The organism is Klenkia sp. PcliD-1-E (genome assembly GCF_024124375.1).
GTDB lineage: Bacteria > Actinomycetota > Actinomycetes > Mycobacteriales > Geodermatophilaceae > Klenkia.
Genome location: NZ_JAMXRZ010000119.1, coordinates 1 through 12,389, shown reverse-complemented (window position 1 = coordinate 12,389; position 12,389 = coordinate 1). Strand labels below are relative to the sequence as shown.

The 12,389-nt window shown below is 74.5% G+C and carries 8 protein-coding genes and 2 pseudogenes; 7 read left to right on the top strand and 3 right to left on the bottom strand.

Annotated elements, in window-relative coordinates; translation table 11 throughout:
- On the bottom strand, positions 1-275 hold a 275-nt coding region (locus NH342_RS18790; protein ID WP_253017163.1), incomplete at its 3' end, for a hypothetical protein.
- Positions 276-604: 329 nt separating this feature from the next.
- Complete coding sequence (locus NH342_RS18785) at positions 605-1,963, bottom strand: hypothetical protein (RefSeq protein WP_253017162.1); 1,359 nt, start codon at positions 1,961-1,963, stop codon at positions 605-607.
- A gap of 189 nt (positions 1,964-2,152) precedes the next feature.
- Between NH342_RS18785 and NH342_RS18780 the strand changes: the two genes are divergently transcribed.
- The 5 genes and pseudogenes from NH342_RS18780 (at position 2,153) to NH342_RS18760 (ending at position 9,564) form a co-directional block, all read left to right on the top strand.
- Positions 2,153-2,359 carry a hypothetical protein gene (locus NH342_RS18780; RefSeq protein ID WP_253017161.1) on the top strand — a complete coding sequence of 69 codons (207 nt, stop codon included), beginning with the start codon at positions 2,153-2,155 and terminating at the stop codon, positions 2,357-2,359.
- A 26-nt stretch (positions 2,360-2,385) separates the two neighbouring features.
- Positions 2,386-5,664, top strand: a pseudogene (fdh, locus tag NH342_RS18775) (formate dehydrogenase).
- The gene (locus NH342_RS18770) at positions 5,661-6,749 is read left to right on the top strand and encodes a 4Fe-4S dicluster domain-containing protein (protein WP_253017160.1); all 1,089 of its coding nucleotides are present in this window, start codon (positions 5,661-5,663) and stop codon (positions 6,747-6,749) included. Before fdh ends, NH342_RS18770 begins: the two are co-directional and overlap by 4 nt.
- Entirely contained in the window at positions 6,746-7,960 is a 1,215-nt protein-coding gene (gene nrfD / locus NH342_RS18765; protein WP_253017159.1) for an NrfD/PsrC family molybdoenzyme membrane anchor subunit, read from the top strand. Before NH342_RS18770 ends, nrfD begins: the two co-directional genes overlap by 4 nt.
- 293 nt (positions 7,961-8,253) lie before the next feature.
- Positions 8,254-9,564, top strand: coding sequence for an oligosaccharide flippase family protein (locus NH342_RS18760; protein WP_253017158.1), 1,311 nt, complete (start codon positions 8,254-8,256; stop codon positions 9,562-9,564).
- Between the two features lie 9 nt (positions 9,565-9,573).
- Here the strand turns inward: NH342_RS18760 and NH342_RS18755 are convergent, their stop codons facing one another.
- Entirely contained in the window at positions 9,574-10,635 is a 1,062-nt protein-coding gene (locus NH342_RS18755) for a glycosyltransferase family 4 protein (protein WP_253017157.1), read from the bottom strand.
- Positions 10,636-10,806: 171 nt separating this feature from the next.
- Here NH342_RS18755 and NH342_RS18750 point away from each other — a divergent pair, with 171 nt between their 5' ends.
- The gene (locus NH342_RS18750; protein ID WP_253017156.1) at positions 10,807-11,988 is read left to right on the top strand and encodes a hypothetical protein; all 1,182 of its coding nucleotides are present in this window, start codon (positions 10,807-10,809) and stop codon (positions 11,986-11,988) included.
- 118 nt (positions 11,989-12,106) lie between these two features.
- Positions 12,107-12,389 (top strand): annotated as a pseudogene (locus NH342_RS18745) (hypothetical protein); the annotation flags it as partial.

Sequence of the window (12,389 nt, the reverse complement as noted above, 5' to 3'; positions counted from 1 at the left end):
TCCCGGCGGGGGGCCTGGACGGCGCGCTGGGTGCCGGTGGTGCCCGGCGCGGCGAGCTGCCCGAAGGCGGGGAACGGCGACCCCGTGTCCTGCTCGGCGACCCGGGCCTGCTCGGCGCGGCTGTCGGCAGCGCGGGGCTCGGCGGCGCGGTGGGCGCCGGTGGTGGTCGGTGCAGGGTGGTCGGCGACGACGCGGAGCCCGGTCAGCGGGGGGAGCGGCGGCACGGGGGCCGGTGCCCCCACCCGCGAGCCCTGGGGCTCGGCGTGCCGCCCCACGGCGGCACGGTGCCTGCTTCCCACGTCCATCCCCCGGTGAATTGCACTCGTGTCATTCACTGCTGACGGAGAGGCAAGGTAACGGGGCTCTGAGTGACGGACCAGTCCCAGTCGGCGTGTCGACGAGGACACGCCGAGGGATGTTCACGCTCACAACCAGGCTCCTGGTAACAGCTGTCCCACAAGCACCAACCCCGGGCGCACTGCCGCCGATGATGATCATGCAGGTGCGCAACGCCGACACGCCGTCCACCGGCGTGTCCACGGTGCCGAACTGCGAGGTCAACGCCCCGACAGCGGGCGCCAGTCGCTCCCGACCGGGCGAGGCGCTAGGGCGTGGTCGTGCCGGGGGTGGAGGAGCTGGATTCGCCGGCCGGCGGGGGCGCGGTCACGTTCGTCGCGGTGGCCTCGGTGGTCGCGCTGCTGCCCGCGGAGCTGCTGGCCCCGGAGGGACCGGTCCCGGTGGTCCCGCCGGTGGTGGTGCCGCCCGTGGTCGTCCCGCCGGTGGTGGTCCCGCCACTGGTGCTCGTCCCCGAGCCGCCGCTGTCCGCGCTTCCCGCGCCACCGCTGCCCGGGACGGCGGCCTGGGAGCTGCGGCCCGCCGTGCTGGGCGGGGTGGCGACCTGGGGGCGGGGGTCGGCGCTGGGCTCGTCGACGGTGGGCTGTGCGGCGTCGACCGTGCCGGGGACCGTGGAGCCGGACAGGTCCAGGGTGTTCATCCCGGGCATGGTCGGCGCGGGCGTGGTGGTGGCGGGCGCCTCGGTGCTCGTCCCGCCGGTGCGCGCGGCCTCGTCCGTGCCGGTGGGCGTCCCGGAGCTGGCGAACCCGCTGGTGAGCAGGACCGCGGCCACGATGGCCAGCACCCCGGCGCCGATGCCGGCCGGGATCCAGCGGCGGACGGAGGAGGTCCGCGTGATCACCGTGCGGTGGCTCAGCGGCGAGTCCTCGTCGTCGGCGACCCGGACGGCGTAGTGCCGCCCGGTCTCGGTGACGACGTGGTGCCGGCCGGTGTCCGACAGCCACTCGTGGTCGACCGCCGAGTGCCGGCCGGTCTCGACCAGGTCGTCGTGCCGGGCGAACTCCGCGGCGACGTCGACCTCGGTGGCCGGCTCGAGGACGGGCTGGGGCGCGATGCGCAGGGACGCCGCGTGGGCGGTGCGCAGCCCGGGTGCGGGCGGGGGAGCGTCCTCCAGGCCCCCGTCGTCCGAGCCCCCGTCGTCGTCCGAGTCGTCCAGGTCCTCGTCGACGTGCTCCAGGTCGTCGTCGAGGTCGTCCTCGAACTCCGCGACGGGCACGGCTGCGGGTGCCGGGGCCGCGGGCGCAGCCACCGGGGCGAGGGCGGTCGCCGGAGCGGGAACAGCGGCGGCCGGCAGCGAGCCGGTGGGGGGCGCCGGGAGGTCGATGGTGACGGCCCGGCGGGCGGCGGCGGCCTTGGCGGCGGCGTCCAGGGCGGCCAGCAGTGCCTCGTCGAGCACCGGCTGGCGGGCGGAGTCGCGGATGAGGTCGCGGGCGGCGCCGGCGGCGGTGCCGTCGTCCAGCGGGCTGAGCCGCACGGAGTCGACCATGGGGTCGAGCGCGTCGAACCAGGTGGTCTGCTCGGCGGGCGGCGCCATCGTCGTGGTGGCCGACGGGCGGGCCGGGGGCGGCACCGGCGGCAGCGCGCGGCGTGGCGTCGGGCTCTGGTCCACCGTGGTCCTTCCCCGTGTGCGGGCGCCTGTCCGAGGTCACCCGATCGGCGGAGATGGTGACACTCCGCAGGCGTCCGGCGACAGCCTGTCCGGGCGTGTCGCGCCGACACGCGGCAGGAGTGACCGGGTGTGACTCGTGGGACGGTCCGGTCCGCCACGCCCCGGCCCGCGGCCACCTACCGTCCACCTGTGCGCTCCGCGGCTGGCCTGGTCATCGCCGTCGTGCTGACCGGGTTCACCGCCCTGCTGCTGAACGGGACCTACCGGTTCGAGGGTCCCGTCGTCCTGCCGGTGACCTCCAGCCACGGGCTGCACGCCGGGGACGTCGCCCTGCTGTTGGGGTGGGCGGCCGCGATGGCGGCCCTTGTCGCGCTGGTCCGCCGACCCGGTCCGTGAAGCGCGTCACCGGGCACGGTGGCAGAGTGTCGACGGTGAAGACGTGGCTCGACTCCTGGCCGGTGTTCCGCCAGCTCACCGGACCCGATCCGCTGGGGCGCGGCCACGCGGCGCGCAGCAAGAGGACCGAGCAGGTCACCAGCCGGACGGCGACCGCCGACCGCGTCGTGAAGAGCATCTGCCCCTACTGCGCCGTGGGCTGCGGGCAGCGGGTGTTCGTCAAGGACGAGCAGATCGTGCAGATCGAGGGCGACCCCGACTCGCCGGTCAGCCGCGGCCGGCTGTGCCCCAAGGGCAGCGCCAGCAAGCAGCTGGTCACCAGCCCCACCCGGACGACGACGGTTAAGTACCGGCGTCCGCACGGCACGGAGTGGGAGGACCTCGACCTCGACACGGCGATGGAGATGATCGCCGACCGCGTGCTCGCCGCCCGGGACAAGGGCTGGCAGGACACCGACGACGGCCAGCGCGTCAACCGCACCATGGGGATCGCCAGCCTCGGTGGCGCGACGCTGGACAACGAAGAGAACTACCTGATGAAGAAGCTGTACAGCGCCATGGGCGCCATACAGATCGAGAACCAGGCGCGCATATAGCACTCCGCCACGGTGCCCGGTCTGGGTGCCACGTACGGCCGCGGCGGGGCCACCGGGTTCCAGCAGGACCTGGTCAACGCCGACTGCATCGTCATCGAGGGCTCGAACATGGCCGAGTGCCATCCCGTCGGGTTCCAGTGGGTGATGGAGGCGAAGGCGCGCGGCGCGAAGGTGATCCACGTCGACCCCCGGTTCACCCGGACCTCGGCGGTGGCCGACACCCACGTGCCGCTGCGGGCGGGCACCGACATCGCGTTCCTCGGCGGGCTCATCTCCTACGTGCTGGAGAACGAGCTCGACTTCCGCGACTACGTGCTGGCCTACACCAACGCGTCCTCGATCGTGGGCGAGGATTTCCAGGACACCGAGGACCTCGACGGCCTGTTCTCCGGCTGGGACGGCGACACCAGCGAGTACGACTCGTCGACCTGGCAGTTCGAGGGCGCGGTCGACCCCAGCGTCGGCACCGCCGGCCACATCGAGGACCCCGGGAAGATCGGCCAGCCGGCCACCGACCCGACCCTGCAGCACCCGCGCAGCGTCTACCAGGTGCTCAAGCGGCACTTCGCCCGCTACACGCCCGAGATGGTCGGTGACATCTGCGGCATCGAGCCCGAGGTGTTCCTCGACGTCGCGAAGGCCGTGACCGCCAACAGCGGCCGCGACCGGACGACGGCGTGGGTCTACTCGGTGGGCTGGACGCACCACACGGTGGGCGTGCAGTACATCCGCACCGCCGGGATCCTGCAGGCGCTGCTGGGCAACATGGGTCGCCCCGGCGGCGGCATCCTCGCGCTGCGCGGGCACGCCTCCATCCAGGGCTCCACCGACATCCCGACGCTGTACAACCTGCTGCCGGGCTACCTGGCCATGCCGCACGCCGCCGAGCACACCAGCCTCGACGAGTACTGCAAGGTCGGCGACGAGATGGTCGGGTTCTGGGGCGGCACCCGGGCCTACATGGTCAGCCTGCTCAAGGCCTGGTTCGGCGACGCCGCGACGGCGGAGAACGACTACTGCTTCGACCTGCTGCCCAAGATCAACGGTGACCACGGCTCCTACCGGCAGGTCGCGGACATGATCCAGGGCAAGATCCCCGGCTACTTCCTGGTCGGGGAGAACCCGGCGGTTGGCCACGCCAACGGCAAGATGCAGCGCCTGGGCCTGGCCAACCTGGAGTGGCTGGTCGTCCGCGACCTGCAGATGATCGAGTCGGCCACCTTCTGGAAGACCGCGCCGGAGATCGAGACCGGCGAGCTGGTCACCGAGGACATCGGCACAGAGGTCTTCTTCATGCCGGCGGCCACGCACGTGGAGAAGGAGGGCACCTTCACCAACACGCAGCGGCTGCTGCAGTGGCACCGCCAGGCCGTCGAGCCGCCGGACGACGCCCGCAGCGACCTGTGGTTCTACTTCCACCTGGGCCGCATCATGCGCGACCGGCTGGCCGGCTCCACCGACCCCCGCGACCGCGCCCTGCAGGCGCTGACCTGGGACTACCCGACGCACGGCCCGTTCGTCGAGCCGAGCGCCGAGGCGGTGCTGCGCGAGATCAACGGCGTCGGCCCCGACGGCAGGACCCTGTCCTCCTACACGGAGCTCAAGGACGACGGGACGACGACGGCCGGCTGCTGGATCTACACCGGTGTCTACGCCGACGAGGTCAACAAGTCCGACCGCCGCAAGCCCGGGCGGGAGCAGAACTGGGTCGCCCCGGAGTGGGGCTGGGCGTGGCCGGCAAACCGCCGCACGCTCTACAACCGGGCCAGCGCCGACCCCGAGGGCAAGCCGTGGAGCGAGCGCAAGGCCTACGTGTGGTGGGACGAGGAGGCGCAGAAGTGGACGGGGCACGACGTCCCGGACTTCGAGGCCACCAAGCCGCCGTCCTACCGGCCCGAGCCGGGTGCGAAGGGTCCCGACGGCATCAGCGGTGCGGACGCGTTCATCATGCAGAACGACGGCAAGGCCTGGCTGTTCGCGCCGTCCGGCCTGGCCGACGGGCCGCTGCCCACGCACTACGAGCCGGCCGAGTCGCCGGTGCCCAACGCGCTGTACCGGCAGCAGGCCAACCCGGGCCGGGAGGTCATCGAGGCGGCCTGGAACCGCAGCAACCCGCCGACCAGCGACGTCTACCCCTACGTGTTCACCACCTACCGGCTGACCGAGCACCACACGGCCGGCGGGATGAGCCGCACGCTGCCCTACCTCTCCGAGCTGCAGCCGGAGTTCTTCGTCGAGGTCTCCCCGGAGCTCGCCGCGGAGCGCGGGCTGGAGAACGCGGGCTGGGCGACGCTGGTCAGCGCCCGGACGGCGATCGAGGCGCGGGTGCTGGTCACCGAGCGGATGCGTCCGCTGAAGATGGGCCAGGGCAGGGTCGTGCACCAGATCGGCGTCCCGTACCACTGGGGCGAGCAGGGCATCTCCACCGGCGACAGCGGCAACGACCTGTTCGGCGTCGTGATGGACCCGAACGTGCACATCCAGGAGTCCAAGGTCGCCACCTGCGACATCCAGCCCGGACGACGCCCGCGCGGCCCCGCGCTGGTGGAGCTGGTGGAGTCCTACCGGCAGCGGGCCGGCGTGAAGAGCGGGCTGGTGCCCGTCGGTGGGCGCGCCCCGGTGGAGGCCACGAACATGTCCGGTGAGCGGAAGGGTCAGACCACGACCACGCAGAGCGCCCCCGACCACGTCGCGGAGGCACAGCCGTGAGCCAGATCAGCTCGGCCAGCCCGGCCTTCACCGGGCACGACCCGGGAAACCGGTTGTACGGGCCGTTGCCCGACGTGACCGGGGAGGCCGGCTACGAGGCCGACCACCCGGCGCGGGTCGGGTTCTTCACCGACACCAGCGTGTGCATCGGGTGCAAGGCCTGCGAGGTGGCCTGCAAGGAGTGGAACACGCTCCCGATGGACGACGCCGACGGCAACCGCGACGCCCTCGGCCTGTCGGGGATGAGCTACGACAACACCGGCATGCTCGGCGCGAACTCGTGGCGGCACGTGGCGTTCGTCGAGCAGTCGCGGGCGGTGGACCTGCCGATGCCCGGCATCGGGCTGCCGGCCGCGCCCGGGCAGGGTGCGGGGTCCGGCGGCGGCTGCGGCGGGTCGTGCGGGGGCGAGTCGCCGTCGCACGCGAACGCCGACGGCGTGACGGTCGACCAGGCCAGCGTGCTCAACGCCCAGGCGCTGTCGAGCTTCGACCCGCAGACGGCGCAGTCGGGTGACCGGGAGATCCGCTGGCTGATGTCCAGCGACGTGTGCAAGCACTGCACGCACGCCGGCTGCCTGGACGTCTGCCCGACCGGGGCGCTGTTCCGCACCGAGTTCGGCACCGTGGTGGTGCAGGACGACATCTGCAACGGCTGCGGCTACTGCGTGCCTGCGTGCCCGTACGGCGTGATCGACCAGCGCAAGGGCGACGGTCGGGTCTTCAAGTGCACGATGTGCTACGACCGGCTCACCGACGGTCTGCAGCCGGCGTGCGCCACGGCGTGCCCGACGCAGTCCATCCAGTTCGGTGACCTGGACGAGCTGCAGGCCCGCGCCGACGCGCGGCTGGCGACGCTGACCGAGCAGGGCGTGAAGACGGCGCGGCTCTACGGCCGGGACACCGACGACGGCGTGGGCGGCGCGGGGGCGTTCTTCCTGCTGCTCGACGAGCCCGAGGTCTACGGCCTGCCGCCGGACCCGGTGGTGACCACCCGCGACCTGCCCTCGATGTGGCGGCACGCGGCGGGCGCGGCGGCGATGCTGGTGGGCGTCGCGCTGAGCGGCTTCCTGGGGCGGCGGCGGTGACCCGGCCGGACCGCTCCGGGCGGCACGCGGCGGGGGAGACGCCGGCGGCCGACCCGGGCACGCACCCCGGCGCGGAGGTCGCACAGGAGCGCACCCCGGAGATGGGTGCCACCGGAGTGCCGAGCGAGCAGGTGGACGCGCCGCTGGACCACCGGCCGGGGACGTCGGGCGTGGCCACGCCGGGCGGGGGCTGGCGCCGGGCCCAGGGGCCCTCGGCCCAGCGGCGGCGCAAGCGCAAGGGCGGCGGCCGCGGTCGGGACGGCGACCCGACGGTCGAGGACGCCGAGTTCTCCAGCTACTACGGCCGGCAGATCGTGAAGTCGGCGGTGTGGAAGACCCCCGACGTCCCGCTGTACCTGTTCCTGGGTGGCGCGGCGGGGTCGTCGGCGGTGCTGGGTGCGGGTGCGGAGTTCACCGGCCGGCCGGCGCTGGCCCGCACCGCGCACCTGATCGCGGGCGGGGGAGCGGTCGCCAGCGTCGGGTTCCTGATCCACGACCTGGGCCGGCCGGAGCGGTTCCTGCACATGCTGCGGGTGTTCAAGCCGACCAGCCCGCTGAGCGTGGGCTCCTACATCCTGTCGCCGTTCAGCGCGTTGACCGGGGCCGCGGCGGCGCTGACCCTGGCCGAGCGCATGACGTGGGTGCCGCGCTGGGTGAAGACGCCGGCGCTGCGGAAGACCGCGGGCGTTGGCGGGGCGGTGTTCGGCGGGCCGATGGCGGCCTACACCGCGGTGCTGCTGGCCAACACCGCGACGCCGAGCTGGCACGAGCCGGGCAACCAGCTGCCGTTCGTGTTCACCGGGTCGGGCCTGGCCGCCGGCGGTGGGCTGTGCATGGCGCTGACCCCGGTGGACCAGGCCGGGCCGGCGCGGAAGGCCGCGGTCGTGGGGGCCGCGGTGGAGCTGGCCGCGATGCACAAGGTGGAGAACGACCACGGCATCGTCAGCGAGCCGTACCACCTCGGCCGGGCCGGGAAGCTGCTGCGGGCAGCGCGGGCCTGCACGGCGGCCGGCGCCGTGGGTGCGGCCGTGCTGGGCGGCAAGCGGTGGGGCGCGGTGGCCAGCGGTGCGCTGCTGGCCGCGGGCTCGGCGCTGACCCGGTTCGGGATCTTCGACGCGGGGATGGCGTCGTCGAAGGACCCGAAGTACGTCGTCGTCCCGCAGCGCGAACGCATGGCCGCCCGCGCGGCGGCGGGGTCGACGGCGGGCTGATCGGTCCGTGCGGCGGGCCCGGGGCGCCCAGGCCCCGGGGTCCGCACCCGTCGAACGCGGACGTCCGCCCCCGTGCGGCCCCCGACGGACCGGTGGGTTCGCGCCTCCACCGAGGTGGTGGCCGGCCGGCAGTTCGGCAGCCGCGCGGAGGGGTGAGACCGCCGGGGAGCGCCCCGGGGGTACTGGCACCCGGTGCCGCCGAGCGCCCCGGGGCTACCCTGGGCCCGGTGACGGTCTCCCGGTGCCGTCGGGGAAGGCCCGTCGCGACCGTCCTCGGACGAGGAGGGTGTCCCGTGCCTCCGTCCCGCTCGGCACCCGCGGCCCGCCGCGACCGGCCGCCGTTGCTGCGCGTGGTGCAGTTCTACGGCCTGACCGCCGCGACCGCCGTGGCGCCGCTGGTCGCGCTGCCGGCGATCACCTCCTCGGCCGGCGCAGCCGGGTTCGCCGCGGTGGTGCTGGGCCAGACGCTGGGTGCCGCGGCGGCGGTCGTCGTGCTCATGGGCTGGGGGCTGGTCGGCGCGCACGTCGTGGCGGTCCGGCAGGGCTCGCCCGAGCAGCTGCAGGAGGTCTACTGGACCAGCCTGTTCACCCGCCTGGCCGTGTCGGCGGTGGTGCTCCCCGTCGTCGCGCTGGTCGCGTTCCTCGTTGCGCCCGACGAGCCCGCTGTGGTCGCCCTGATGGCGGTCGGCTCGTCCCTCGTGGGGCTGACGAGCTCGTGGTACTTCGTGGGTCTCGGGCGCAGTGGCCTGGTGGCCGTCTACGAGACGCTGCCGCAGGTGGGGGTCTCGGTGCTGGGGTCGATCGCGTTGTGGCTTGGCATGCCCCTGGTCGGGTTCCCGTTGCTGACGATCGCGGCCAACCTCCTCGCGGTGCTGCTGGCCTTCCTGCGGCTTCGGGGGGACCGGGCCACCCGGCGCGTGCCCGGCATCCGCGCGACGATCACGTCCCTGCGCGAGCAGGCCCCGCTCATCGTCAGCTCTCTGGCCACCTATGCGTGGACAGGCTTCGCCGTCACCCTGGTGGCCGCCGTCGCGCCGGCGTCGCTGCCCCTCTTCGCCGCGCTCTACCGGGTGCAGCTGCTGGGGCGCGCGCTGCTGTTCCCGTTCAAGAACGCGCTGCAGAGCTGGGTGTCGGGCAGCAGGGGGGCCGAACGGGCCGGACGCACCCGTACGGCGGTGCTCGCGACCGGGGCCGCCGGGCTGCTGGCGGCGGTGTCCATGACGATCCTGACGCCCGTGCTGGACGGGTTGATCTTCTCCGGGACCATCGAGGTCGGTGTCGGCGAGGCGGCCGCGATGGCGTCCTCGTTGGTGGTGGTGTCGCTCTCCCTGGGCTACTCCGCCTACGTGCTGATCCCGGCGGGCCTCACCCGGGTCGTGGTCGCCAGCACCGTGACCGGGGCGGTCGTGGGGGCCCCGCTCCTCCTGCTCGGCGCCCGGGCGGGGGGCGCCGTCGGGGCCAGCCTGGCCATCCTGGTGACCGAGACGGTGGTGCTGGCGACGGCGCTCGGCGTCCGCTCGGTGGTCGGGCGGAGGGCCCGGCGCACCGCCGCGCCGTTGCCGGACCGGCCGTCCCCGGTGCCGGCCGGCGACGCCCGCGACTGAGGTCCCGCCTCAGGGCAGGCGCCTGGCGGCCTCCTCGACGGCCCGCAGCAGCGTGGGGGCCAGCGCCGCGGGGGTGAAGGTCCCCAGTGCCAGCTGACGGGCCCGGTCACCCAGCCGCTGCCTCTCATGGGGGTCGCCGACGGCCACGAGGGCGTCCACGAGCTCGGTCTCGGAGCCCGGGGCGACGAGCACGCCCGAACCGGCCAGTGCCCACGAGATCGGTTCGATGCGGCTGGCCACGACCGCTCGCCCGGCCAGCATCGCGTCGACCAGCTTCATGGGCAGCTGGGCCCGCCCCCATCCCCGGTCCAGCGACGGGAGGGCGACGACGTCGCTGGTCTGCAGGAGCTCCATCGAGGAGGCCTCGTCCAGCGGGCCGGTCCACCGCTCCCACGGGGGCACGGGACCGACCGGTTCCGCGGTGACGACCAGCCGGTACCCCAGGTGGGCGAGCCGGGCCACCGCTGCCCGGAGCAGGTCCAGTCCCTTGTGCGGCTTCGGGCTGCCGATGAAGGCGACCGTCGGCTGCTGGGTCGTGTGCGGCAGGCCCGGGCCGCGGTCGGGCCGGGCGTGGGGGAGGACGAGACCCCCGTAGGTGCGGTGCAGCACGGGGTTGGAGACCGTGCAGGTGTGGGCCCGCACCGCGGACCGCATCCGCGCGTACCGCCGCCAGCGGACGACGGCCCGGCCCGGGCTGGTCCGGAACTGCCGGCGCACGTCGGCCCGCAGCTCCTCCAGGTCCGGGTCGTCGACGTCGACGACGACCGGACCGGCCGGCGGCGCGCCTCCGGTGGCCGACATCAGGGCGCCCAGGCTGTCCCACCGGGGTTTGACCACGACGACGGGTCCGGTCCCCGCGGCCAGTGCGGCCGGCAGGTGCCGCGGGTCGACCCGCTCGAGGACCAGGTCGACGTCACTGCCCCGCAGCGGTGCCCAGGTCGTGGTCCCGCGCACGGTGGTCAGCACGCGCGGGCGGTACCCCGCCTCGAGCGCCGTGCGGTAGACCGACTGCACCCGGCCGAGCTGGTTGTTGGCCGGGTCGCCCACCACGAGGGTCATCGGCGTCGTCATCGTCGTCCCCTCGGCCGTGCTCGCCTGCGGGGGCCGACTGGCTCGGTGGCCCCCCGTCGACCCAGGACATCCGGATCGCGGTCGTCTCGTCGCGGCGAGCCTAGTGCCCGGTGGCCCGACCGCCCCGGGCTACCCGCGAGGTCCGTCCCGCGTCGGGGGACACTGGGCGTGATGACTCCGCACAGCACCCGCCCAGCCGGCTCGCCCTCCCGGGTCTTGTTCGCCAGCCACACCCCCGAGACCGGCGTGTTCCGGGTGGGCAGCCACCACCTCTCGCGGGCGCTGGCCCGGCGCGGTCTGCAGGTCGGGCACATGTCCACCCCGCTCTCCCCGGTGAAGCTCGTCGGGCTGGGCAACCGGGTGGGCCTGCGGTCGCGGTTCTCCTCGACCGTCGCCGGGCCCCAGGAGGACGGCGACGGCCGGGTGTCGGTGGTGCCGTTCACCACGCTGCCGGTGCAGCTGACCGCCGGGTGGCCGGTGAACCTCGCGCTGCACACCGGGATCCCCGGCATCCGGCGCACCGTCCGCGCGGCCGGGCTGGACCGACCCGACTTCCTGCTGATGGACCAGCCGATGTTCGCCGGGCTCGGCTCGATGGTGGGTGCCCGGACGGTGGTCTACCGCCCGACCGACGTCTACACCGGCGCCCGCATGCGGGCCGCCCAGGAGCGGGCGCTGGCCGAGTGCTCGGCCGTGGTGGCGACCTCGGAGACCGTGCTGGCGCAGCTCGCGCGCCGGGCGCGGGACCTGCCGCACCTGGTGCTGGTCAACGGCGTCGACGCGCCCTTCTTCCGCAGCGGTGAGCGGCACACCACGACCGCCGACGACGCGGTGGTCTACGTCGGTGCGCTGGACGAGCGGCTGGACTGGGACTGGCTGCGGGACCTGGCGCACGGCCGGCCCGACGTCCGGGTCGACCTGTTCGGTCCCGAGCCCGACCAGGTGCCCGAGGGCCTCGGCGACAACGTCCGCTTCCGCGGGCCGCTGGACTACGGCCGGGCCCCCGAGGTGCTGTCCGGCTACCGGACGGCGTTGATGCCCTTCGGTGACTCGACCACCAACGACGGCCGCAGCCCGATGAAGCTGTTCGAGTACCTCGCCGCCGGGTTGCGGGTGCTGGCGACCCCGCACTTCGCCGGCAGCTCCGCGCCGCCCCCCGGCGTCCGGGTCGTGGCCGACGCGGCCGCCGGCGTCGGCGACCTGCCCGCCATGCTGTCGGACCGGGACCGCAACGACGCCGGTGCCGCCGTCGCCGACGGCCACGACTGGAGCCGGCGCTCGTCGGTCCTGCTGGACTTCCTCCGCTCGCTCCCTCGGCGCGGCACCGAGCGGACGGGTTCCGTCACGGCGTAGCGCACCGTAGGGTGACGTGTACGAGGCGTCACATTCAAGGAACGGTGCACACGCACCGATCCCCCTCGTGCAGGTATGCCACGAGGGGAGCACGATGCGGTCGGTCCGGACACCACGCGTGCGACGAGCCGTGCTCGGGGTCGCGGCCGCGGTCGCGCTGGCCGTCGCGGTACCGGTCGCCGTCACCGCGACCTCCGCCTCGGCGGACCGGGACGCCGCAGTGCCGGTGACGGCCATCGGCGCCCCGGACGTCAGCGGGCCCCGCAGCACGACCGTCGACCCCGCCGCCCCCACCTCCGCGGCCACCCCGACCGCGGCCACGGAGCCCGGCTCCCCGACCGACGGCGGGTCCGCCCCCGCGGCGACGACCACCGCGCGCCCGGGGACCCCGGACGCCACCG